The sequence below is a fragment of the Acinetobacter sp. YH12200 genome (assembly GCF_013418175.1).
In the GTDB taxonomy this organism is placed as follows: Bacteria; Pseudomonadota; Gammaproteobacteria; order Pseudomonadales; family Moraxellaceae; genus Acinetobacter; species Acinetobacter pseudolwoffii.
In genome coordinates, this window is the sequence record NZ_VPCO01000001.1 from 249,190 (window position 1) to 271,697 (window position 22,508).

Consider the following 22,508-nt stretch of genomic DNA (forward strand, 5'->3'; position numbering starts at 1 on the left):
ATATGCGTCAATTGCAGTTAGATATAGAACCTCAGCTCGATGCCCGAATCAGTGATTTTTCAGGGCCGGGTTGGGGGCATGTGATTGATGCAGTGCGTCAATTACATGCAGGCTTAATCAGCCGTTTTTATGTCTATGGTGGGGCGGGTACAGGGAAAAGTCATTTATTGTCTGCTATCTGTGACTCTTATCTTGAAGTAGGGAAATCTGCGATTCAGGTATCTTTACTTGAGCTTCTAGATGCCCCGACCGAGGCGATTACCTCGCTGGATCGTTTTGATCTGGTCGCACTCGATGATATTGAAGCGATTAGTGGTGTGCCGCATTGGCAGCGCGCAGTCTTTCATCTGATTAATTATAATAATGAAGGCGGCGGACAGCTGGTATTTTCTTCACGCTTTGCGCCGATTGAACTTAAGCTTGAGCTGCCAGATCTACAGTCACGCTTAACACAAGCGGTGAGTACCCGTGTGCCGAGTGGTAGCCTTTATGCTGATCGTTATGCGCTGGTTTCATCCGTACTGGATCGTCGGGGGATTCATTTAGATCCTCAAATTTTTGACTATTTACTGAGTCATGGGCCACATCAAACTTCGGTACTTCTTCAGAGATTAGAGCAAATTATTCAACTGCTTAAGGGAGAAAAATTGAAGGTCAGCAATGCCAATCTGCGACAGATTTATGCCTTGATTGACGAATATCGGTAAATCATAAAAATTCTTGAGTAATTGCTCAGTCTATGCCACAGTAAGGCAAAATAATTCACAGTTGCAAGGATTCTGCAACTTTAGAAGAAAAAGAAAGAAATAAAAATTAAGGAGAAGGTTATGCTCAAGAAGAGCATAGGCATGGCTTTGCTGTGTATGGCAGGGCAGGCGTATAGTGCAGATATTATTGTAACCACGACAGAAGATATTGAAAAAGATGACAAGGAATGTTCACTTCGAGAAGCCGTTGGATATATTAACCGGGGCTTAGCCAAAGAAGGTTTTATGGGATGTGGTGGAGAAAATTCATCCAGTACCATTATTTTAAAAGAAAAAAATACTTATGTGCTCAATAAGCATATAGCAATCAAAAAATCTCTAAGCATTCGGTCTGTAGCTGATAGCGATGAAGAATTCAGTACAACTGAAAAAACACTGGGTCTGCATAATGCCCATATTCAAATGCAAGGAACTGACAATCTATTTCGCCTTAACAGCACAGATACACTGGTTCAGCTTAACTTAAAAGAACTAGACCTCGAAGGCTGTGGCAAAGTCAGTTGTGCTGAACAAGGTGGTCTGATTCATAATAAAGGCCAAGTGGTGGTTGAATATAGCCGTTTATTTAATGGTGCAGCCAATTTGGGTGGGGCAATTTATAATACGGGTCAATTTGGTCAGAACTTTCTCAGTCGTGTTGAAATTAAAAATAGCCTGATTGAAAATAACAAAGCACAACGAGGTGGCATTTTATATAGCCAGTTGCCCGCTTTCCTTATCAGGCAAAGTGTCCTTAAAAATAACCAGACCTTAAATAACTCGGCGGCCAATATTTATAGCGCCGGGCAGTTTGCTGACACAGAGAATCTTCAAAATATTAGTGCCGAAGTATTAAGTAGTACCCTATTAAAAAATAAGGGGACACTCATTAATGTCATGGACGGGATGGGATTAAATAACCTAACGATCGTTGATAATGCTGATACTGCTTTACGTATGAATGCCCCGGCTGGCAGGGCTTATGTGGCAAATAGTATTATTTTAAGAAATGGTGCACAGGACTGCCAAATTGAAACCGGCGATAAAACCCTGATTCAAAACAATCTGCTGACTGTGTCCTGCGGTACAGGGGATGCTGTTGCTCCAAATGAGCTCTGGAATGGTACACAAATCTTAGCCGAAGCTTCAAATAAGAGTGAAGGTGTTTGTCAAACCTTGAGTGAAAATAGCACAGCCATACTTTGTCCATACAGCGTTGCTAAAGGGCAATTTCTTGGTTATATGCGTCCACGTATTTTATTAAGTCATAATCAGGTCAGCGACTCATCTATTGTAAATAGAGGTACAGCGCTTAATCTTGCAGCCCCGACAGTGGCATGTGAAGCTGCTGACCAGCGTGGTATCAACCGTTTAATGGATAATCTGTTCTGTGACCGTGGTGCGATTGAAATCACTGTGCCAACCTCAGGGAGTCTGGTTGGACAAGACCTGTTAAAAGGTGAAATTGCCAAATTTTCAATTGAATCCTTTTTGGGTGATAGTGATTTAATTCCAAAAGAACAATGCAATGTCATAGTTGGTCAACAGCCGACAGGTGAGCCTTGGCAAGATGGATGTTTGAAAGTTGTGCAAACTAAAACAGAGTCCAAAGGTAAAACACGCATCGATATTCATGGCAATGTGGTGTATACCCCAGATTCGACTTGGCATGGGGCAGATATCTTCGAGCTGCAAGTGGTAACCACATCCACGCGATTTAATAAAAGTAAACCTTATCTGACCATTACCACTCAAATCGTGCAGGAGCCAAAAAATGAAATGGAAGACAAATCAGTCAAAACTTCAGGTGGCGCATGGGGCTTTGGTGGGCTACTGATTTTAATTGGGTTAATGGGTTTGCGCCGTGAATTAAAAGATTAAGGAAAAATCATGAAAAATTATAAAAAAGGACTGCTTGCGGCCATGATTTTATCTGCCATGAGTTTGATGGCAGCCGAAGATAAAACTATCTATGTCACCACTTTGGTGGATGAAGACGGAGAGAACAGTAATGCCTGCTCTTTGCGAGAAGCGATTAAAACTGCAAAACTAGATAAATCCTATGGTGGATGTAACGTCGGCCGTACGCTTCGGCTGGATGGTTCAGCCCCAGACGTGATTCAGCTTGAAGCGGGTGAATACAAATTAGACAGCGAACTTGTCATTGAGTCCGCGCTCAAAATTTATGGAAAAACGCCCTTTAGTTATACCAGTCGTAGTCCGATTACGAATTTATACCCAACCCGTGATGCTTTAAAAACCACGATTTCAGGTCAGGGAAAAACCCGTCTCTTTAACAGTATGGCCAGTCAATCCAGTCTGGAAGTCTATCATCTCATCTTAAAAGATGGTTATGCGGCAAAAAATACACAGGATAAGGGCAATGGCGGTACCTTTTATGTGGCGGGCCCCTTAAGCATTAATAGCAGTGAAATCGTAAATTCCCGGGCAGATGCAGAAGGGGGGGCTATTTATACGGTGGCGATGAATACCGAAAGGAGTGTGATCATCCAGGATTCGCTGCTTCACCAAAATAAGGCAAGTTCATATGGTAGTGTGCTGGCTATGGATTGCCAGGGGAATTTAGGGACGACTCAAACCAATGTAAAAGTTATTTCTAGTAGTATTGTTAAAAATGGGTCAGAAAATACGGCCAGCATTCTTGATTTTTGTGGTTATGCAACCGTAGAGTTGAATAATTCTACCATTGCCAAAAATACTGCGAGTCAGACAGGACATATTTTGCGTATGACCAATCAAGCTAATCGCCCTCTCAGTGCCTTTTCCAGTTTAACTGCCTTAAGTAATACTATTGTTGAGAATGCAGCTCAATCTACTTTATTTTATGACAAAACAGGTTCTAAATATTTCTATTTTAATGTTTTAGCATTTAATCAGGGCTTATCTTGTGAATATGCCTTAAATCAGGGGAATCCGACTAAGGAGCAAAGCGTCGTATTTACTACTGTTAAAAATGCCATACAAACCACTGGACTATCACGTTGTGTATTGCCAGAGTTAGATGCGGATGAAACTTCAAACAATCTTGACGTTTCTGACAGCACGATAAACAACTTATTAACAGCCTATATTGAGCCTGCAATTGATAACCGTTTTCTAGGCATGTATTACCCACGTGATAATGGAACAGCTACAGATTTGGTAGATGTGGGGGTAAGTGGCTGTGCTGAACAGGATCAACGTGGCATTGATCGGGTGGTGGGATCTACTCTTACCTTAAATCCAGATGCAAAAAATAGCTGTGAAATCGGTTCAATCGAAATCCGACGTCTGACCGCAGCAGATATCACAGATCTGAAAAATAGCAGCTTGGTCGATTTGAATAATTTTTATCAGGACAATATAACTGACATCAAAAGTATTATTACAAATAAGAATACGCCAGCAGAGGAAATACCTGGTTTAAAGGAAGAGTTAAAAGAATACGAAGATTTACTTAAATATACCAAGCAATATCAGCAATACCGTGCAATTTATGTCAATCCCTTTGTGCTGGCCATGCCTCAGGAAACCTTGATGGGCAATACGGTTCAAACCAAAGTCTTGAATGCACAAAATTATGATATTAGTGTTAAGTCTTTAGGAGTAGGTGAGTTAATTGGTACCGGTAGTTCGACCAGTGTGAAGGGTGATCCGAATGACCCCAATCTTAAGTGTGAATGGAAGCCTGATCTCAACCGGATCATGATGTATCGTACCGATGGGAAAATGACCAAGGCAACAGATATGGAATTCTGTAGCTATACTCTCAAAGATAAGGCCACGGGGATCAGCAGTGCTGGAATTTTAAAAGCAGCTTTTAACAATATTGCACCGATTGCCAAGAGTGATGAATACTGGATTAGCCCAGAGAATAATCTGACAGTGACTGTGAATCCACTTGAAAATGATAGTGATGATGGTGATGGGCCTCTACCTTCAGGAAAGTCGGCTTTTTATCAGGATAAAGAGGGAAAAGAGATTCCAATTCGTATTGTGAAGATTCCTGCCGGAGTTTCTCTTAATGCAGAGCGACAAGGCCCTTGTCCTGATACTTATCAGCGCGAGACCTGCTATGGTGGAAAACTGACATTTAGTGTGAGAAATAACTTAAGCCAGGCAGATTACAGCATGCAGTATACGATTTTTGATGCAGATGAAAAAATGTCTGAAACAGCAACGATCCTGCTACGAAATACGGTAAAAAATGCCAATACGTCATCAAGTGGTGGTGGTTCATTCGGAATTTGGGGACTATTCGGATTATTTGGGCTGGTCGTTTATCGCCGTCTAAGAAAATAAAACCTAATTGGAAAATTCAAAAGCCTCCATTTGGAAGAATGCTGATCAGTTAAGGAGTTTAGAAATAGACGCTTTAACTTTTTAGTGGTTCACGATGGAGTCTTAAGGTTTTAAATCAAATATTTGTCCTATCATTTGTGACTTTGGTTTTGCCCAAATGAGAAGCGGAGTTTCACAAGGAAGGCATCTTGCGGAGCAATACACCTCATGCATCCAACAGTTGCGGATGACTTTTCTACCTGGCAAATATGATCATGAATTTAAAAAAGAAAATGCCAGTCAATTGCTTAACTGACTGGCATTATCCATTTAGAGGCTTTTTATATGGGTCGCTTAATGCGAGCTAGAGGGTGGTTGAGTCGTTTGCTGGTATTTGAGAATGTACTCTTCCCGAATGGCAAGTCGTTCTTCAGGTTTGGCATTTTGCATGCGTAAGCCAAGTTCTCGACGTTCCTGACTGCTCATCATTTGCCAAGTCTCACGCATTCTTTGTTTTTCAACCTCAGGAAGCTGGGTAAACCAGTCCATACGCTGCTGTAAGCTGACGCTCTGCTGTTCTGGAATTTCCTTAAGAGACTGATAGCGTTTAATAAGTGCCAACTGTTCGGAATCAGAAAGACTATCCCAGGTATCGGAAACCTGAGTATTCGCATCTTTAGAAAAGATCCAAAAACGTTCAAATCCTGCAAAACTGGTTTGCAGAAAACTGAATGCACAAAAAGCAATTGCCAATCTTTTAGCTGCCATGTGGAACTTTGTCCTCACCTAGAACCATTAGCATTTCTAAATCTTCAAGCATTTGTGGGGACAGTTTCGGTACTGACACCATTTGGGTTTGCGGCTCATTGTGGCTAGAAATATTGGGTAATACCACAACACCTGCAATTGCTGCTGCCAAGGCAAAACCTGACATTTTTAAAAATGCAAAACGTGAATGTTTAGAATCCTGAATTTCTTCAAGAACATGGTGCATGACAACAGGTTTGTGTTTATGTTGTTGTGCCAGTCCATCGAGTTTGGAAGTTACTTGTTTTAAGAAATCATCTTGATTCATTCGGATGACCCTCCCAGATATGGATTTAAATGTGCCAAAGAGGCACGTAAGCCTTGAATAGCACGGTGATAATGAGTTTTTACACTGCCTTCTGAGCAGTCCATAATTTGTGCGGTGGTATGCGTATCAAATCCTTCCCAAGCTCTCAGCATAAATGCCTGCTGCTGACGTACAGGTAGTTTGGCAATGGCTTCCTGGATTTCTTCAGCTGTCACTGCCTGATCCAGAAAGTCCAAAGGCGTCGGTGTAGCTTCGTCCACGATATCCTCAAGTTCAATTTCGTCATCATCCAGACTGACTTTCTTGAAAAATGAAAACATCTGACCACGCCGTGCTTCTTTACGACGCCAATCCTGTAATTTGTTGTTCAGAATTGTATAAAATAGGGGATACCATTCTTCAGTACTTTTTTCCGCATAGGATTTATGTAAGGAAATGAAAGCTTCCTGAACCAGATCCATGGCAATACCATGATGACCTTGAGTTGCACTTTCCATCATCACCAAGGCGCGTCCAGTCACATCTTGCATAAAATTCTTCAGACGTGCTTCAGCCGTACTCTTCAGAATACTTACATCGTGTGATTGCAACTGTTTTGGTGCTAAATCCATAGAGATGGAAAATCCTGTCATTGGACACCCACCATGATTCCCAAGTTCATAATCATATAACGTTGGGAATTATGGTTTGGTTGACAATTAAGTTTATTATTTTTGTAGTGTAATCTATTTTATAAACGGGCAGGGCCGAATTAAAACACTGTAACCTAAATCCCTAATTAGATACGTTGACGTACCATTTCAAAGAAACAGATCGATCCTGCAATCGCAACATTTAAGGATTCCTGACCACCCGGCTGCGGAATACTGACAGCTTCTGCGTGTTGCATTGCATAATCAGAAACGCCTTGACCTTCATTGCCCAAGATCCATACGCAAGGTTTACCTAAATCTTTTGAGTACAGACTTTCGGCACGATGTGAGCTGGTGACGTATACAGGAATTTGAAATTGCTCAAGAATTTGTTCAAGTGCAATATTTTCAAAAGTTTGCAGCGTGAAGTGTGCGCCCATACCGGCACGTAATACTCGTGGTGACCAAAGTGATGCAGAACCTTTGGTGCAGACAATCTGTTCAATACCGGCTGCTGCTGCAGAGCGAAGCAGGGTACCAACATTACCCGGATCCTGTACATTTTCCAGAATTAAAGTGTCGGCTTTAAAATCCAGTGCATAATTTGCTGTCGGTAAAGTGACCACAGCTAAACAGGCTAAAGACGTTCCTAAGGTGCTTAAATCTTTGTATAAAGATTCGCTTAAAACAAAGACCATCCCTGTGTATTTTGCGAGAATTTTCTCGAAATCAGGATGCGAAAGTGCATGTTCAGTGGTAAAAATCGAATCAATTTTACGGTTTTCATGCAGCCAGGCGAGAGACAGATGCGTGCCTTCCAGCACAGTTTGCCCCTGTTTTTTACGATAGGTGTTTTGTTCAATCAAACCACGTAAGTGTTTAATTTTTGGATTGTCTTTTGAATCAAGAAAAAAAGTTGGCATGGGAGATATAATCCACGGTAGCCGATTCAATATCGGCTACCGCTATAAAAAATTAGTTATGATAGCTGGTCACAAGATCAACTTCGTTTTTAGAACCAATAATCACTGGCACACGTTGATGTAGATCAGTTGGTTCGATCTCCAGAATACGGACACGGCCTGTGGTGGATGCGCCGCCAGCCTGCTCCATGAGCATACTCATTGGGTTGGCTTCATACATTAAACGCAGACGGCCAGCTTTAGCCGGATCTTTAAAGTCGTATGGATACATGAAGATACCGCTACGACAAAGAATACGGTGAATATCGCCCACCATACAGGCAACCCAGCGCATATTGAAATCTTTTTCACGAGGACCGGTTTTGCCTGCCAATAATTCATCGATATAACGTTGTACTGGTGCTTCCCAGTGGCGTTGATTCGAGGCATTGATCGCATATTCTTTGGTATCTGCAGCGACTTGAATCGCTTCAGAAGTTAGCAGGAATTCTTGAGTTTCCGGGTCAAAGGTAAAGAACACTACGCCTGCACCGACAGTCAATGCCATCATGGTCGATGGACCATACAGTACATAACCTGCAGCCACTTGATTGACACCGGCTTGCATAAAGTCTTCGGCCTGAGTCACGGCATTTTTCGCAGGAAGAATCGAGAAAATCGTACCCACACACATATTGATATCGATATTACTTGAACCATCGAGTGGGTCGAACAAGACCAGAAATTGACCATTTTCTTGTGCAGGGGTGAATTCATCCAGTTCTTCTGAGGCCAAACCACCGACATTCGGGTGTTGCTGTAAAGCATCAATCAGATAATCATTGGAAATGACATCCAGTTTCTTTTGCTCTTCGCCTTGAACATTTTCATGCTGTGCACTTCCCAATACACCCGCTAAAGCACCTTTTTGCAGCAACAGATCGATGTCCTTGCAAGTGTTTGCAATCGTTTCAATAACTTGTGCAAGTTCAGGTGTGAGATTCCCGCTTTGTTGCTGTAAAAACTGGGATAGGGTGCGGTATGACATAAGGGAAAACTCCAAGACTTAAATCGGGAAAAAATGATCAAAACGATATGCGGCTATATTTTAGATGAGAACGTACTAAAAGAAAAATTAAACTGGATTATTTGTATCGATTTTGCCCTTGCAACTCCTGTGGAAAGTGCTATGTTGAAGGCAAGGGAAAATTGAGAATAGGAGCACAGATATGACAACATTAAAGTTTGATGCGACTCCAACGCCAAGTGAAGGCATTACTTTAGATGATATCTCTGAAGACAAGATGAAAGAAGCCTGGCGGGATTATGAAGCAAAACCAGAGTACAAACAATTCAATAAACACGACCTGATTGAATCGATGCAAGCAGTTGAACCAGGCCAGACCGTAGAATAAACAGATTTGTTCATTCAACCCAATAAAAAGCACTCAATCATGAGTGCTTTTTATTTGATACGCCAGCATTGAAAGTTATTTCAACAATGGTGGTACCGCTTCATAATTAATTTCAACACGGCGGTTTTCTTTCCAGGCATTTTCATCATGACCTGGATTGATTGGCATTTCCTTACCATAGCTGACGGCTTCTAATTGAGCAGCATTTACACCTGTGGTCACCAGGAAGCTTTCTACGGCTTTGGCACGACGCTCACCAAGCGCCATGTTGTATTCACGGGTACCACGTTCATCGGTATGACCGGTAAGTGCGACACGTGAGTTGGCATTGGCCATCAGGAACTGTGCATGTGCTTGTAGTGTACGAAGATCTTCATTGCTGAGTTCAGTACTGTCATAGTCAAAATGTACGACACGTTTTGCCAAGAAAGCCTTGTTTTCCGCAGTGACACCCTTTGCCGATGCACCCGCCATGTTTTGTGCATTTAATGCAGCATCTTCACTCAGACCTTGCGTATCCACTGTGGTTGAGCTGGTTGTATCTAAACCGCCGGTTTGAACTTCAGCGGCAGGCTTACGACTCGCACAACCTGTCATGACGACAGCTGCTGCTAAAAGTGGTAAGGCAAATAATTTTACTTTGTTCATCTTCATCTCCATGAAGTTTGATTATGGGGTAAAAGGTTTATACAGATACCAATGTTATTTTGGTGCCCAAGCCGGTTCACGGACTTCGCCCGTTTCACTTGGCAAGTTCATACGGAAACGACCATCTAGTGACATGATCGACAGAAGTCCGCGCGCGCCTTCACGTGTGGCATACACCACCATCTGGCCATTTGGCGAGAAACTTGGTGATTCGTCTAGAGTTGTTGGTGTCAGAATATTATTTACACCAGAGTTCATGTCTTGAACGGCAACCCGATAGTTACTGCCGCTTGGACGATGAACCAATGCAAGTTTCTTGCCATCTGCGCTCAGCGTACCACGTGCATTAAATGCACCACGGAAGGTCAGACGTTTATTGCTACTTGAAGCGAGATCATGGCGATAAATCTGTGGAGATCCACCACGATCAGAAGTAAAGATAAAGGATTTTCCATCTGGAGCATAACGTGCTTCGGTATCGATCGCACTGTCATTGGTCATACGTTGTAATTGACGTGTTTCCAGATTCATCTGGTAGATTTCCGGATTGCCATGCATGGATGCAGTAAACAGCATGCTCTTGCCATCTGGAGAGAAACTTGGCGCGCCATTTAAGCCACGGAAACTGGCCAGTTTTTCGCGTTGTCCTGTAGCCAGATCCTGTACATAAATTGCCGGACGTTTGGTTTCAAACGAGACATAAGCAATTTTTTTAGCATCCGGTGTCCAGGCTGGAGAAAGAATCGGATCACGCGAAGTCAAAATGGTTTTTGGCTGTTCGCCATCGGTATCGGCAATTTGCAAGGTATAACGTTGTTCTGGTGTTGCTGGATTACGCAGTACATAAGCAATACGTCCAGTAAAATCACCTGGAATGCCAGTTAATGCCTGATAGATGGCATCACTGATCATATGCGCTGCCTGACGGGTACGTGAGGCTGGAACAGTTAGTAATTCATTTAATAGATATTGTTTTTTTTCGATATCGTATAACTGATACTGGATTTCAAAAGAACCATCCGCTGTGGTTTTTGATGAACCGGTCACGACATAGGGAACGCCAGCGGATGCCCAAGCTTCTGCATTCGGGTTATTTAATGTGGCAGTCGCAGGCAGGTTTTTTGAAGCACTGGTAAATCTGCCTGAACGATTCAAGTCATTTTCAACAATAGGATAGATGCTCTGATCCTGACTGAATGGCACAATGGCGATTTTAGGTGCTGCCTCAGGTGCCTTGGTAATTTCCAGATGCAACTGGGCATAGGACTGAGTTGCCAATACAGGACTTAAAGCGCCAATGATTGCGAGGCAGAGTAGGTGTTTGCGAGTCTTTTCCATCATTCGTTATTTACTCAAATCAACGGATTTATTGTATAGGTAGCTTGGGCTACATCATCGCATGGATTTAATAGAATAAAACCAGAATTTTATGACCAAACTGTTATGACACTGTGAAAAATGAATATTATTTAATCATATTAAAGTGAAGTTTAGCTGAAAAAATCAAAGCCATCACCTCAATAATGTGTGATGGCTTGGTTTTTATTGTGCGGTAAAGGTTGATGTAAAACTTCGTGCTTCTCGGCGTGCATCTGGATCTGAAGGCATCGGATACGGCGCAGCAGCCCGCACCGCAGCTTCGACACTGGCTTTCATGTCTGCATCACTTGAGTTCACGATGACAGAAACCACACCCCCATTATCATTCAAGGTTACTCGTGCATTTGCAGTTTTACCGGATGAACCTACTGGGGTATCCCAAGCGCGTTTAATTTTATTGGTAAAATCGCGTTTTGCAGTAGACGCAATCCGTTTTGATTCCGCTTTTTTCTGAGCAGCTTCTTCAGCGGCCTGTTTGGCTGCTGAAGCCTTGGCATCTGCCTCAGCTTTGGCTTTTGCATCGGCATCTGCCTTACGTTTTGCATCCGCGTCTGCTTTTGCCTTTGCAGCAGCATCGTTTTTGGCTTTTGCATCGGCATCCGCCTTACGTTTTGCATCCGCCTCAGCTTTTGCTTTAGCTGTCGCCTCAGCTTTGGCCTTTGCAGCAGCATCGTTTTTGGCTTTTGCATCGGCATCCGCCTTACGTTTTGCATCCGCCTCAGCTTTTGCTTTAGCTGTCGCCTCAGCTTTGGCTTTTGCATCCGCATCAGCTTTACGTTTCGCCTCCGCATCTGCCTTACGTTTTGCATCCGCGTCAGTTTTTGCTTTAGCTGCCGCCTCAGCTTTCGCCTTTGCAGCAGCATCTGCCTTGGCTTTCGCAGCGGCATCGGCTTTTTGTTTGGCGGCCAAATCCGCTTTTTTCTGAGCATCTAATTTGGCTTTCTGTGCAGCGTCCGCTTTACGCTGTGCATCGATTTCAGCCTTACGAGCAGCTTCGGCATCTGCCTTGGATTTTTGTGCTGCCTCCGCTTTTGCTCTGGCTGCTGCCTGTTTCGCCTGTTCGGCAGCTTCGGCACGTTTCGCTGCTTCAGCAGCTTGTTGTACAGCCTTGGCTTGCGCTACCTCTTTGAGTTCCTGCTGGGCTTTTTGTGTATCCACTTTCGGTGCAGGCGGAGCAGCAGGTGTGGCAGGCGCCGCTGTCGGAATGACTGGCGCAGGCTCAGGACTAGGTTCAGCTGTTTGTGTAATTTCTTCTGCAACAGTGTCATGTGCAGTTTCCTCAAACAGAGTTTCTTCACGGGTAACTGGTTTAAGGTCTTCCGGCTTGATCAGCACAGTTTTGATCTGTTTGGGCGGCTCAGGTGGTTTACTCATGCCAAGATAAAGTAAGCCCACCAAAGCCACAGCATGGATGCCTAAAGTGAATCCAATCGCGATGGCTTTTTTCTGGAATGGCGGCTTTTTATAATCTTTCATACATTATTCTAATGGCTTGGTCAGTAAACCGACTTGGGATAAACCGGCATCCTGCAGGCTGGACATTAAGGCCATCACATCACCATAAGGACGGGTATTGTGGCCACTGATCACGACATTCAGCACCTTGTTGTCATTCTGTGCCTGTGTTTGTGCGGCAACGAGGGCACGCGTCAATTCTTCCAGTGTAATCGGGCCAGTCTCCTGATTGCGATGTTCCAGATAATAGGAACCATCTTCTTTCAGGGTGACAATGGTCGGCGCATCTTTAGATTCAATCGGTAAGCCATTGGCCTGAGGAAGATCAACCTTGATTCCGCTGGTGATCATGGGTGCAGTGACCATAAAAATCACCAGCAGCACCAGCATGACATCAATATAAGGCACGACATTCATGTCACTTTTCAGTGGTTTTTTTATACGCTGAAAGCGTCCTGAACCTTGAATCGCCATTAGCCTTTGTCCTGAGTTACGCCCACAGACTGACGTTGCAACAATGCCACCATTTCTTCTGCAAACAGGGCACGGTCAGAATAAACCGTTTCGCCTTTAGCAGTGAAATGGTTGAATGCCAGTACGGCTGGGATTGCTGCAAACAGACCGATTGCTGTTGCAATCAGGGCTTCTGCAATACCGGGTGCCACTGTTGCCAAAGTCACCTGATCGACATCTGCCAGACCAATAAAGGCATTCATGATGCCCCAGACCGTACCAAACAGACCTACATAGGGTGCAACCGAACCAATACTGGCCAAAGCACCGAGTCCTTGCTCCAGATGACCTTGATCACGGCTCAAGCCGACACGCAGAATACGCTCTGTTCCTTCAATGGACTGGGCAGTCGGTGCATGGCGTTTTTTCAGTTTCAGGAACTCACCCAGACCCTGATAGAAAATATCTTCAAGGCCAGTGCGTTTAGAGTTGAGCTGGGCATTGTTATACAGGGTATTCAGTTCAGCGCCAGACCAGAATATTTTCTGGAAATGTTCATCATCGGCCTGGGCTTTTTTATAACTCATATAGAGTCTGGCAATCAGATACCAGCTATATATTGAGGCTAACAGAAGAGAAAGCATCACCAGTTGTACGACAGGGCTTGCTTGTAAAATAAGATCTGAAACTTGAAGAGATGATTCTAACTGAGTCGCCATAGTTGTTACGTGTGCCAATAAATTTTTTAGTCTTGTTCCAATTCTTTTTGAATTAGTTCGCGTATTTCATCCGGGAGTCGACGTGGTCGCATCTCTGCACTGATACATGCCAACTCAACCTCACCCGATGCAAGCATGATTTCACCACGATAAATATTTTGTTGCAATACAAATGATGAAGCTTTACATGAAATCACACGTGCAGTAACAGTAATTAAATCATCCATCAAGATGGGGCGCATATATTTGACATTAATTTTGTGTACCACAAAATTATATTCTGCCTGTTGCCAGTAATGACTGACTCCGGCAGCACGCAACCATTCGGTACGGGTACGTTCCATATAGCGAATGTGGTTAGCATGGTAGACAATACCACCTAGATCAGTATCTTCAATATATACGCGGATATTGAATTCAAAATGATTCGCCATAGTTTTGTTCCATGCAGATGTTCGAAATTTTTGCTTGTTTTTTGGAGAGAGGAAAATCCTTGAATTTGCCGGATTCCTGTCCAAAGTCAAGCAATTTAGCGGGACAAAGTTTAGCATTTTGAGTTTTGAGACCAATGGCACAAGATGTCAAATCTGGCTAGAAATAGTCAAGAGGAAGCGCAGAGCACCTGATAGCTCATTTATAAAACAGCAGAAGATGATGAAATGCGCGAGCTCATCAACTCGCGCATTTTTATAGCAGGCAATTAACCTTTATTGTTCTGTTTCCAGTTGGCCTGAACCTGTTCAGCCACTTTTGGATAATCCAGAATAAAGCGCACATGACTTTCGACACCGGTTTTTAAGGTCGCATCATCGACAATAAAGTTCGGATTATGGTTTGGCGCGGCTTTAGCCGGATCTTGATCGGCCGGCGTGGCACCGACAAAGACAAACAGGGATGGCATGAGCTGGCCATAGTAAGCAAAGTCTTCACTCGCACTGGCATTATTATCCAAGACATGCAATTTATCTTCACCATGGACTTTGGCCAGGGTCGGTTGCATCAGCTTGGTCAAAGTTTTGTCATTGGTGGTGACCGGGGCATAAGGCGCAATTTCGACTTTCACCTTGACATCGTTGGCTGCTGCATTGTGTTCTAGCATCTTCGGTAAGTCTTTTAAAATGCCTTGACGAACGTCTTCACTATTGGAGCGAATAGTCCCGACCATATTGACCTGATCTGGAATCACGTTACCGGTGGTACCACCCTGAATGCTACCAATACTGACCACGCCCATTCCTTTGGTCAGATCCGCTTTACGGCTGATCAAACTTTGCAGATTGGTGACCATCTGGGCAGAGGCATAAATTGGATCTTTTCCTGCCCAAGGCATCGAACCATGAACCTGACTTCCATTGACCTGGATGCGTAAATGATCGGCACTGTTTAAAATGGCACCATCTTTGTAGAAGATATTGCCACTTGGCATACCGGCCATGACATGCATACCGAAAATGACTTCAGGTTTTGGATTTTTCAGGGCGCCGTCCGCAATCATTTTACGCGAACCAATCTGATCGCCTTGGGTAAAGTTATCAATATCTGCACCACCTTCTTCGGCTGGCTGGAACACAAATACCACCGTTCCTGCAATTTTATCTTTGTTGGCGGCCAGAACTTTGGCTGCACCCAGTAACATGGCGGTATGCGCATCATGACCACAGGCATGCATCACATAAGATTCTTTGCCCTGATAAATGGCTTTTTGTTTGCTGGCGAATGATACCGGTGCAGTTTCCTTAATTGGTAATGCATCCATATCTGCACGCAATGCCATGACCGGGCCGGGTTTACCACCTTTTAGTACACCGATCACACCCGTTTTGGCATAACCTTTTCGTACTTCAATCCCATAGGATTTTAATTCTTTTTGAACCAGTTCCGAGGTTTTAAATTCCATATTCCCCAGCTCAGGATATTGATGAATATGCTGGCGTAATTTTATGGTGTGCGCTTCAGCCGTTTGTACAGAATCATCAATCCAGTCGGCCAGACTGAGTTGGCTACAGAAAAGAAGAGGAAGACAAAGGGAAATCTGCTTATACATATTCATACTTGGGGAGAACCTTAAGAATTTTAAATGGTTAAAGTGATTCTCTAGGATTGCATATTGATTTAAATTTGACCAAAACTCTCTAAGTATTATGATAATACCTTTAAGGTATATTGCTTGTTAGACCTTGTTCTAAAAGAGCTTTATGAATACTTTTACATTGTAAAATTATGTACCCTTATTTATTTTCTATATGCTAAAGGTATCAAAATTATCAATAAGACAAAATAAAAACAAATATCAAAAATAGATCAGGACAAGATTCCGCGACAATCATTAACACAACCTTTGGGCGAAAATGATGAGTTGTGGATTACTCTAGGTTTAGATGAAGACTTAGACGAAGCCATGCGTAAATCGACACGCGAAGCAATCCGTTTTTTGGTCAATGAATACGGAATTTCAGAAGAAATTGCTTATACATACTTAAGTGCTGCAACGGATTTTAAAGTATCGCAAGTGGTAGATAAAACCAAAGGTATTCACGCGATGATTCGTAAAGCGGACTTTTAGGAGTTTAAGAAAAAAGAGAAGTAATTTTTTTATTTAGTTTTTTGTTTTGTGCTTTTGCCAACTGATTTAGACATGTCAGTTGGCTTTTTCTTTTGTAATGGTTTGAAAATTTTTAGAATATCAATAATAAAAATTTATTGAAATGAAATGGGGAAATTGTGGCAGAGCAGAATAATAATGCAGTGATGATTTCAATTGCCATGGACAGTGCCACAGCAGCCTTTTGATCAAACGGCAAGTGTTGTAGAGAATCCAAATAGAAAGATGGAGCTTGATCTCAATCATTCGACAGATACGACAGCAATTTCATCATTTACTTTATCTGTCATTATTGCGCTTATTTTAGGTAGTTTCGCAACTTGGCTTGCTTATTGGTATGGACGTAAGAGTTTTCAACTCACAGAACTATCTTTTAAAGTAGTAAGTGAAGATATTAAAGAAGCAGCAGAATCTCATAGAAATATGACTAAACAACTTATAGAAAGTCAAGAAAATTTAAAAAGAGTTGAATTACAAGAAGAATTTTATAGAGGTTGGAAACTTAAGTTAATAGACGATCTTGCTGTATTGAAACCATTAGTGCATAAATACATTACATTGTTAGGCTCTGTAGCTTTAGTACTAAATGATGTGAAAGACTGGTTCAAAAATAATGAATACGAAGATATGCGTTCAGAATTAAAGAGTTTAGAAGATGATATATTCCCTTTAATAGCTCGTATTAGTACTCATTTAAAAATGTTAGTAGAGGAAGATCATGAATTAGTATCTGAATGGGACGAATTTGAGCGTTATCTCACTCAGCTACAAATCATGTGTATTACCGCGGTAATTGATAAAGAAGGTATTGCTGATAGTTTCAAAGCTCTAAACATTGTAGTAGATTCTCTTATTCAAAATTTGAAATCTATATTCAATAAAAAAGCAGCCTAAGCTGCTTTTTGAATCACTTTTCTTTTGGCTCAGGTGGTGTCAATCCAAACTGTAAATAGGCCATATTGGTGGCAATACGGCCACGTGCAGTACGCATCACATAACCTTGCTGAATCAAATATGGTTCAATCACATCTTCCAGCGTACCAGAATCTTCTGCCATGGCAGCAGCCAACGCTTCAACACCAGCAGGGCCACCATCAAAACGTTCTAATAACATCGATAGATAACGGCGGTCTAAAGTATCTAAACCATCTTTATCGACTTTGAGCATGTCCAAAGCACGTTGCGCCATATCCTGATTAATTTCACCAGTGCCTTTGACCTGAGCATAGTCACGTACACGACGCAATAAGCGGTTGGCAATACGCGGTGTACCCCGTGAGCGACGGGCAATTTCTTTTGCGCCATCACCGGTCATGGGTACATCCATCAGGTTGGCTGAACGTTTGACAATGTGGGTCAAATCTTCAACTGAATAAAATTCTAAACGCTGTACGATGCCGAAACGGTCACGCAAAGGAGAGGTAAGCAGACCTGCACGTGTGGTTGCTGCAACCAGGGTAAAGGGTGGCAAATCCAGTTTGATTGATCGTGCAGCAGGCCCTTCGCCAATCATGATGTCGAGCTGGTAGTCTTCCATCGCTGGATAGAGAATTTCCTCAATCACCGGTGAAAGACGGTGGATCTCATCAATGAACAGGACATCACCTTCTTCCAGATTGGTCAGCATGGCGGCCAAATCACCGGCACGTTCTAGCACCGGACCTGAAGTCGACTTAAGATTACCGCCCATTTCGCGGGCAATAATATTCGCCAGCGTGGTTTTACCCAGGCCGGGCGGGCCAAAAATCAATGTATGATCCAGCGCTTCTTCACGGCCACGGGCGGCACCAATAAAGATTTCCATTTGCTCTCGAACCACAGGCTGACCAATATAGTCATCGAGTGAGGTTGGACGGATGGCACGATCAAAATGATCTTCTGGTTTTTCAGAACCACTGATGAGACGGTCTTGCATATCTTTTGAGTTAATCTCTATGGTTTATTTGAGGTGAATAAAGTCATAGCCTCAAAATGCTTTAACAATTCGTATGCCATTGTGCAGGCATGCTCTTACTTTTGACAGGGCAAAAGTAACAAAACCCTTTGCAAAAATAATGGCACATCCTATGCCATATTTCTGCGGCAGCATCCATGCTGCCTTCTCATCTTCATTTTGCAGCGAATATTTAAATCAGTATTAACGATTCATCGACTTTAATGCAGCGCGGATAATGTCGCTGGCTTCAGTGTAATCTGCTTTAACCGCATTAATCAGTTTTTGTGCTTCAGCAGGTTTATAACCCAAAGACTGTAATGCAGCTTCTGCTTCAGCCACGGCTGAATTGCCCATAAACTGAATCTGTGGTGCAGTTGAATTGCTTGGCGCAGCACCTGAAGCCATGGCTTTAAAACGGTCACGTAATTCAATCATTAAACGTTCAGCGGTTTTTTTGCCGACACCGGGAACTTTGACCAAGGTATTCACATCTTCATTTTCAACAGTATGAATCAGCATTTCCACACTTAAAGTTGAAAGAATACCCAAGGCCATTTTGGGGCCAACGCCGTTGACTTTGAGTAAGGTGCGGAAAATGGTTTTTTCCTGCGCATTGATAAAGCCATACAGCAACTGTGCATCTTCACGCACGGCCAGATGGGTCCAGAGTGTGACTTGTTGTCCTTTTTGCAGCTGGCAGAAAGTCGTCAGCGGCGTATCAATTTCATAACCGACGCCATTTACATTTAACAGTACGGTCGGTGCTTCTAAAGCCAGTACTTCACCAATCAGACATCCAATCATCTTTTATCATCACTAAATTCAGTTTTGCTGCATAGTAGTCAGCATTTTCCGGAAAGGCAAAATCTGCCGCTGTAAAATAGATGATTTTATTACAATCATCCTCCCATACAGCAGAATATTTTATAACAATCCGGCTTTATTGCCTTGTAATTCCTGCGACAGGTTATAAGCCTGATGATCAGAAAATTTCGAAACAATATCCAGCACCTGCATGATATTGTCATAATGGCTGGCGCTAAAATTCGCCCCTGAACGTTGCAGAATCGACATCAAGCGCTGTTCTTTAAAACTCAGGTTTTTATGCGGCGTTGTTAAGGGAATAAAGGCATCCAGAATATTTTGCAAACATTGATGCGCGATAATTTCCAGTCCTGCTTTTTGCGGATGCTCAAAAATTTTATCCCGTGCCAGTTCTTTGGCGCGATTAATCCCGATTTCAATGTCCGCAGTACAATATTGCAATAAAGTACCTTGTAACTGACCCGATAAAATCTGGTCATGATGACGAGCAAAAGCCGTTGTCACTTCATCGACCAGACGTTTCATGACCCGACCACGCAAGGCGGCAATTTTTTGCTGCCAGGTGGTATTGCTCATGGCGATTTCAGAAGGAATACCATAATCACCGAGCAGATTTAAAAAGACCGGCTCAACTTCGTCATAACTGAGCATATTCAGGCTAATACCATCTTCAAGGTCAATCAGGGCATAACAGATATCATCAGCCGCTTCGAGCAGATAGGTCAGTGGATGACGGCAGTAATGATATTCAGCTAACTGAATCAGTCCGAGTTGTTCTGCAATCTGCTTTAAAATCTCTTTCTCGGCCTGATAGCAGCCAAACTTGGCCCGATTGCTGGCAGGTAAATCGACTTGAGATGCCATGGTTTTTGACAGCCACGGATATTTTAAATAAGCCCCTAACGTGGCATAAGTCAAACGCATGCCGCCATCATTGGGATGGTAATCGATTTTGGTCAACAGGCGTAGACCTTGGGCATTGCCTTCAAACTGACGTACATCGGCTTCTTGTTCAGGACTGAGATCTTTTAAAAAATCGGTATGCGATGCATCGTCGAACCATTCTCGAATGGCATATTCACCGGCATGGCCAAAAGGGGGATTACCAATATCATGTGCCAGACAGGCAGCCTGAATAATGGCACCGACATCGGCCGGGGAAATCCAGGGTGGTAACTGATCTTTTATTTTCTCTGCGGCCAGCATCCCGAGTGAACGCCCAATACAGGACACTTCAAGTGAATGTGTGAGTCGTGTATGAATACCATCGTGCTGGGTTAAAGGGTGAACCTGAGTTTTACGGTTCAGCTGGCGGAAACTTTGTGAAAAAATAATACGGTCATAATCTTTGTGGAACGGGCTACGTGCCAGTTCAGTACTTTGCTTTTTACTACCAATCCGAACTGTCGAAAGCAGCTCTAACCAACGCATTTGAGTCATTTATCATTATTCAATTCTTTGCTAAGTGCATCATGCCAAAAAAGTAGCAACAGCACTAGAGTGCTGCGACATGAATTGTCGGAACAAACAAAACTCTGTGGAAATTTCAGCTGAACAATCGCTATAAAAAAACAGGTCATATTGACCTGTTTTTATCTCATGATAGAAGTGGACTAAAGCAAATCTTCACCACTGATCTTGGCTTCCTGGATGTCTTTATAGACCCCCATGCAAATGACGAACAAAATCATCGTCGCCACCAATGGCCAAAAAAGTACATATAGGGTCATAAATTGACTACTCATCTGAAATCTCCTTATTTACTTTTCTCAGATACCTGGTGAAATTCAATCACCATCTTATTGATTTGTTTAAAATCAAATCGTTCTTTGCTATTCATTAAAGTCAGTACTGTACAGACAATGGCGCTGCTGCCGTAGGCGGTCAGGGAACTTAATAGCGTGCCATAATCACGCAGGAAGCCGATGGTCCATGGAAGGAAGCCGATACTGGCCAGAATACCGACCACCAGGCCGACTTTCTTGCCAAAGAAGCCAAAGCTCATCAGACCCAGTACCACACCAATACCGATGGTGGCCATAAGCTCAAAACTGAGTGCGATCAGACCCTGAATTGGCAGCCATTCAAATCGAACCACCAGAAAGCTTAAAAATGCGATACCGACAGACCAGTTAAAGGCACGGGCATTGACCTTGTCCCAGTACAGGCTGGCAATCACCGGGAATACGATGGCACCCCAGAGTGCACCGACGAAAATCAGCATCGCTAGAATGTCGAATTTAAGCGTGGCAATTAAAATACCGAGCATGGTGGCTACAATCATGGTCATCCGGCCAATAAACAGCATTTTCTTCGGATCAGGACGATTTTTAGCAATCTGTTTGCCATAAATATCGGTCATTACGATGGCAGACAGGGCAGATAAATCCGAATCCGCCGTTGACGAAAGCGCGCCAATCACCATGACAAAGAGTAAGGCCACCATAAATGGAGACAGATACGTTGCTGCCATTTGTGGAATCAGGTTGTTCAGGTTGCCATCAATCGGCTGAATCCCGGCAAATAGCGCCAATAATCCGAGCATTCCCAAACCGACGACAATCGCGGCATAACCGATGGTTGCAGTAATGAAGCTGGGTTTGATCAAGTCTTTACGCACTGCAAACAGGCGTTGGGCGATGGTCTGGTTACCAATCGCATAAGCCAGTACCGCCACAAAAAATGGTGCACCCTGTTCTAAAAATGCGGTTTTCGAAAAGAAATCCAGTTGTTCCGGTTGCAGATTATGCATGCCGGTCTGGAACAGTGAAGGGCCGCCCAGGGTGAAAAATAGCGTCGGAATAATGATCACTGCCGCCACAATCATGGCGACCAGTTGCCCAAAGTCGGTAAATACCGAGGAGCGGAAACCGGACCATAAAGTATAGGACAGGACGCCAATTCCGGTAATCAAGACCCCATGGATAAAGCTGAGGGGAGACAGAATTTCAACCAGCGCACCTGCTGCGGTAAAGTTTACCATCAGACTGATCACGCTCCCGACAATGTTGGAGCCTGCCAGAATCATCTGGCTCTGGTTACCATGCCGTGCATGCATGATTTCTGCCAAAGTGTGTGCATTGGGTGCCAGGTCGCGGAAACGTTTGCCGAATGGGTAGATAAATAAAATCATCAGTGCACCCCACAAACCATAGTGTAAGGCACCGGAAACACCGTATTTATATCCGGACGAAGCTGCTGCATAAAATGAAGCGGCCCAGATCCAGGTGGCGGTCATACTGGCCGCAGACATTCCAAATCCGATGGAGCCATTCGAGACCATATATCCATCGACATTTTCATTTTTTTGCTTAATGCGTAACGACAATAGAAAGGTGATGCCATAGAAAAGCACCATCAATAGTACAGTTGCTGTACTAGTGAATTGAAACATACATACTCCTTAAGCGGGTCACCTTTTGTTTTTGAAAATTAAATC

At 43.3% G+C, this 22,508-nt stretch carries 22 protein-coding genes and 1 pseudogene; 6 read left to right on the forward strand and 17 right to left on the reverse strand.

Features of this window, described 5'->3' with window-relative positions; all coding sequences use genetic code 11:
• Positions 1-2 precede the first annotated feature (2 nt).
• The 3 genes from hda to FTU90_RS01230 all read left to right on the forward strand — a co-directional run bounded on the left by hda (position 3) and on the right by FTU90_RS01230 (position 5,048).
• A complete protein-coding gene (gene hda, locus FTU90_RS01220) occupies positions 3-707 on the forward strand; it encodes a DnaA regulatory inactivator Hda (RefSeq protein ID WP_005097624.1) in 705 nt (234 codons plus the stop codon).
• Between the two features lie 120 nt (positions 708-827).
• Positions 828-2,627: a rhombotarget A gene (gene rbtA, locus FTU90_RS01225; protein ID WP_180071818.1), complete on the forward strand. Its 1,800-nt coding sequence runs from the start codon at positions 828-830 to the stop codon at positions 2,625-2,627.
• Between the two features lie 9 nt (positions 2,628-2,636).
• Positions 2,637-5,048, forward strand: a complete 2,412-nt coding sequence (locus tag FTU90_RS01230; protein ID WP_074383361.1) for a CSLREA domain-containing protein — start codon at positions 2,637-2,639, stop codon at positions 5,046-5,048.
• 333 nt (positions 5,049-5,381) lie between these two features.
• On the opposite strand, the gene FTU90_RS01235 is transcribed toward FTU90_RS01230, so the two are convergent.
• From FTU90_RS01235 to FTU90_RS01255, 5 genes are all read right to left on the reverse strand, one after another.
• Positions 5,382-5,795 carry a DUF3106 domain-containing protein gene (locus FTU90_RS01235; RefSeq protein ID WP_005097618.1) on the reverse strand — a complete coding sequence of 138 codons (414 nt, stop codon included), beginning with the start codon at positions 5,793-5,795 and terminating at the stop codon, positions 5,382-5,384.
• The gene (locus FTU90_RS01240) at positions 5,785-6,102 is read right to left on the reverse strand and encodes a hypothetical protein (RefSeq protein WP_005097616.1); all 318 of its coding nucleotides are present in this window, start codon (positions 6,100-6,102) and stop codon (positions 5,785-5,787) included. Before FTU90_RS01240 ends, FTU90_RS01235 begins: the two co-directional genes overlap by 11 nt.
• Positions 6,099-6,713, reverse strand: coding sequence for an RNA polymerase sigma factor (locus FTU90_RS01245; protein ID WP_100329059.1), 615 nt, complete (start codon positions 6,711-6,713; stop codon positions 6,099-6,101). Before FTU90_RS01245 ends, FTU90_RS01240 begins: the two co-directional genes overlap by 4 nt.
• Before the next feature lie 167 nt (positions 6,714-6,880).
• Positions 6,881-7,657 carry an RNA methyltransferase gene (locus FTU90_RS01250; protein ID WP_005097613.1) on the reverse strand — a complete coding sequence of 259 codons (777 nt, stop codon included), beginning with the start codon at positions 7,655-7,657 and terminating at the stop codon, positions 6,881-6,883.
• A 52-nt stretch (positions 7,658-7,709) separates the two neighbouring features.
• Positions 7,710-8,684: a class 1 fructose-bisphosphatase gene (locus tag FTU90_RS01255; RefSeq protein ID WP_005097611.1), complete on the reverse strand. Its 975-nt coding sequence runs from the start codon at positions 8,682-8,684 to the stop codon at positions 7,710-7,712.
• A 181-nt stretch (positions 8,685-8,865) separates the two neighbouring features.
• Between FTU90_RS01255 and FTU90_RS01260 the strand changes: the two genes are divergently transcribed.
• The gene (locus tag FTU90_RS01260; RefSeq protein WP_005097610.1) at positions 8,866-9,051 is read left to right on the forward strand and encodes an NF038105 family protein; all 186 of its coding nucleotides are present in this window, start codon (positions 8,866-8,868) and stop codon (positions 9,049-9,051) included.
• A gap of 75 nt (positions 9,052-9,126) precedes the next feature.
• Here FTU90_RS01260 and pal read toward each other — a convergent pair whose 3' ends face one another.
• The 7 genes from pal to FTU90_RS01295 all read right to left on the reverse strand — a co-directional run bounded on the left by pal (position 9,127) and on the right by FTU90_RS01295 (position 15,750).
• Positions 9,127-9,699 carry a peptidoglycan-associated lipoprotein Pal gene (gene pal / locus FTU90_RS01265; protein ID WP_005097609.1) on the reverse strand — a complete coding sequence of 191 codons (573 nt, stop codon included), beginning with the start codon at positions 9,697-9,699 and terminating at the stop codon, positions 9,127-9,129.
• 54 nt (positions 9,700-9,753) lie between these two features.
• On the reverse strand, positions 9,754-11,037 hold the full coding sequence (gene tolB, locus FTU90_RS01270) for a Tol-Pal system beta propeller repeat protein TolB (RefSeq protein ID WP_171255748.1): 1,284 nt from the start codon (positions 11,035-11,037) through the stop codon (positions 9,754-9,756).
• 204 nt (positions 11,038-11,241) lie between these two features.
• Positions 11,242-12,555 (reverse strand): cell envelope integrity protein TolA, encoded by a 1,314-nt coding sequence (tolA, locus tag FTU90_RS01275; RefSeq protein WP_180071819.1) that lies wholly within the window; start codon positions 12,553-12,555, stop codon positions 11,242-11,244.
• Between the two features lie 3 nt (positions 12,556-12,558).
• A complete protein-coding gene (tolR, locus tag FTU90_RS01280; protein WP_180071820.1) occupies positions 12,559-13,008 on the reverse strand; it encodes a protein TolR in 450 nt (149 codons plus the stop codon).
• A complete protein-coding gene (gene tolQ / locus FTU90_RS01285) occupies positions 13,008-13,706 on the reverse strand; it encodes a protein TolQ (RefSeq protein ID WP_100357458.1) in 699 nt (232 codons plus the stop codon). Before tolQ ends, tolR begins: the two co-directional genes overlap by 1 nt.
• Positions 13,707-13,732: 26 nt before the next feature.
• Positions 13,733-14,140 (reverse strand): tol-pal system-associated acyl-CoA thioesterase, encoded by a 408-nt coding sequence (gene ybgC, locus FTU90_RS01290; RefSeq protein WP_004731733.1) that lies wholly within the window; start codon positions 14,138-14,140, stop codon positions 13,733-13,735.
• Positions 14,141-14,406: 266 nt separating this feature from the next.
• On the reverse strand, positions 14,407-15,750 hold the full coding sequence (locus FTU90_RS01295; protein ID WP_167381270.1) for an amidohydrolase: 1,344 nt from the start codon (positions 15,748-15,750) through the stop codon (positions 14,407-14,409).
• 249 nt (positions 15,751-15,999) lie between these two features.
• Between FTU90_RS01295 and FTU90_RS01300 the strand changes: the two are divergent.
• Both FTU90_RS01300 and FTU90_RS01305 read left to right on the forward strand, forming a co-directional pair.
• Positions 16,000-16,269: pseudogene (locus FTU90_RS01300) on the forward strand (acetamidase); the annotation flags it as partial.
• 195 nt (positions 16,270-16,464) lie between these two features.
• Entirely contained in the window at positions 16,465-17,202 is a 738-nt protein-coding gene (locus FTU90_RS01305) for a hypothetical protein (protein ID WP_227523631.1), read from the forward strand.
• Positions 17,203-17,215: 13 nt separating this feature from the next.
• Here the strand turns inward: FTU90_RS01305 and ruvB are convergent, their stop codons facing one another.
• The 5 genes from ruvB to FTU90_RS01325 form a co-directional block, all read right to left on the reverse strand.
• A complete protein-coding gene (gene ruvB, locus FTU90_RS01310; RefSeq protein WP_005097600.1) occupies positions 17,216-18,223 on the reverse strand; it encodes a Holliday junction branch migration DNA helicase RuvB in 1,008 nt (335 codons plus the stop codon).
• Positions 18,224-18,445: 222 nt separating this feature from the next.
• The gene (ruvA, locus tag FTU90_RS01315) at positions 18,446-19,048 is read right to left on the reverse strand and encodes a Holliday junction branch migration protein RuvA (protein WP_005097599.1); all 603 of its coding nucleotides are present in this window, start codon (positions 19,046-19,048) and stop codon (positions 18,446-18,448) included.
• 120 nt (positions 19,049-19,168) lie between these two features.
• The gene (locus FTU90_RS01320) at positions 19,169-20,509 is read right to left on the reverse strand and encodes a deoxyguanosinetriphosphate triphosphohydrolase (RefSeq protein ID WP_005097598.1); all 1,341 of its coding nucleotides are present in this window, start codon (positions 20,507-20,509) and stop codon (positions 19,169-19,171) included.
• 173 nt (positions 20,510-20,682) lie between these two features.
• Positions 20,683-20,814 (reverse strand): putative transporter small subunit, encoded by a 132-nt coding sequence (locus tag FTU90_RS15965; RefSeq protein WP_005097597.1) that lies wholly within the window; start codon positions 20,812-20,814, stop codon positions 20,683-20,685.
• An 11-nt stretch (positions 20,815-20,825) separates the two neighbouring features.
• A complete protein-coding gene (locus FTU90_RS01325; RefSeq protein WP_005170049.1) occupies positions 20,826-22,463 on the reverse strand; it encodes a hypothetical protein in 1,638 nt (545 codons plus the stop codon).
• Between the last annotated feature and the right edge of the window lie 45 nt (positions 22,464-22,508).

Bases quoted from the DNA above. Each gene is read 5' to 3' on its own strand.
- FTU90_RS01320 (WP_005097598.1), bottom strand. From the start codon at position 20,509: ATGACTCAAATGCGTTGGTTAGAGCTGCTTTCGACAGTTCGGATTGGT.
- tolB (WP_171255748.1), bottom strand. From the start codon at position 11,037: ATGGAAAAGACTCGCAAACACCTACTCTGCCTCGCAATCATTGGCGCT.
- FTU90_RS01230 (WP_074383361.1), top strand. From the start codon at position 2,637: ATGAAAAATTATAAAAAAGGACTGCTTGCGGCCATGATTTTATCTGCC.
- pal (WP_005097609.1), bottom strand. From the start codon at position 9,699: ATGAACAAAGTAAAATTATTTGCCTTACCACTTTTAGCAGCAGCTGTC.
- rbtA (WP_180071818.1), top strand. From the start codon at position 828: ATGCTCAAGAAGAGCATAGGCATGGCTTTGCTGTGTATGGCAGGGCAG.
- ruvA (WP_005097599.1), bottom strand. From the start codon at position 19,048: ATGATTGGATGTCTGATTGGTGAAGTACTGGCTTTAGAAGCACCGACC.
- FTU90_RS15965 (WP_005097597.1), bottom strand. From the start codon at position 20,814: ATGAGTAGTCAATTTATGACCCTATATGTACTTTTTTGGCCATTGGTG.
- FTU90_RS01245 (WP_100329059.1), bottom strand. From the start codon at position 6,713: ATGGATTTAGCACCAAAACAGTTGCAATCACACGATGTAAGTATTCTG.
- FTU90_RS01235 (WP_005097618.1), bottom strand. From the start codon at position 5,795: ATGGCAGCTAAAAGATTGGCAATTGCTTTTTGTGCATTCAGTTTTCTG.
- FTU90_RS01255 (WP_005097611.1), bottom strand. From the start codon at position 8,684: ATGTCATACCGCACCCTATCCCAGTTTTTACAGCAACAAAGCGGGAAT.
- ruvB (WP_005097600.1), bottom strand. From the start codon at position 18,223: ATGCAAGACCGTCTCATCAGTGGTTCTGAAAAACCAGAAGATCATTTT.
- tolA (WP_180071819.1), bottom strand. From the start codon at position 12,555: ATGAAAGATTATAAAAAGCCGCCATTCCAGAAAAAAGCCATCGCGATT.
- FTU90_RS01240 (WP_005097616.1), bottom strand. From the start codon at position 6,102: ATGAATCAAGATGATTTCTTAAAACAAGTAACTTCCAAACTCGATGGA.
- tolQ (WP_100357458.1), bottom strand. From the start codon at position 13,706: ATGGCGACTCAGTTAGAATCATCTCTTCAAGTTTCAGATCTTATTTTA.
- FTU90_RS01250 (WP_005097613.1), bottom strand. From the start codon at position 7,657: ATGCCAACTTTTTTTCTTGATTCAAAAGACAATCCAAAAATTAAACAC.
- FTU90_RS01325 (WP_005170049.1), bottom strand. From the start codon at position 22,463: ATGTTTCAATTCACTAGTACAGCAACTGTACTATTGATGGTGCTTTTC.
- FTU90_RS01260 (WP_005097610.1), top strand. From the start codon at position 8,866: ATGACAACATTAAAGTTTGATGCGACTCCAACGCCAAGTGAAGGCATT.
- ybgC (WP_004731733.1), bottom strand. From the start codon at position 14,140: ATGGCGAATCATTTTGAATTCAATATCCGCGTATATATTGAAGATACT.
- hda (WP_005097624.1), top strand. From the start codon at position 3: ATGCGTCAATTGCAGTTAGATATAGAACCTCAGCTCGATGCCCGAATC.
- FTU90_RS01295 (WP_167381270.1), bottom strand. From the start codon at position 15,750: ATGTATAAGCAGATTTCCCTTTGTCTTCCTCTTCTTTTCTGTAGCCAA.
- tolR (WP_180071820.1), bottom strand. From the start codon at position 13,008: ATGGCGATTCAAGGTTCAGGACGCTTTCAGCGTATAAAAAAACCACTG.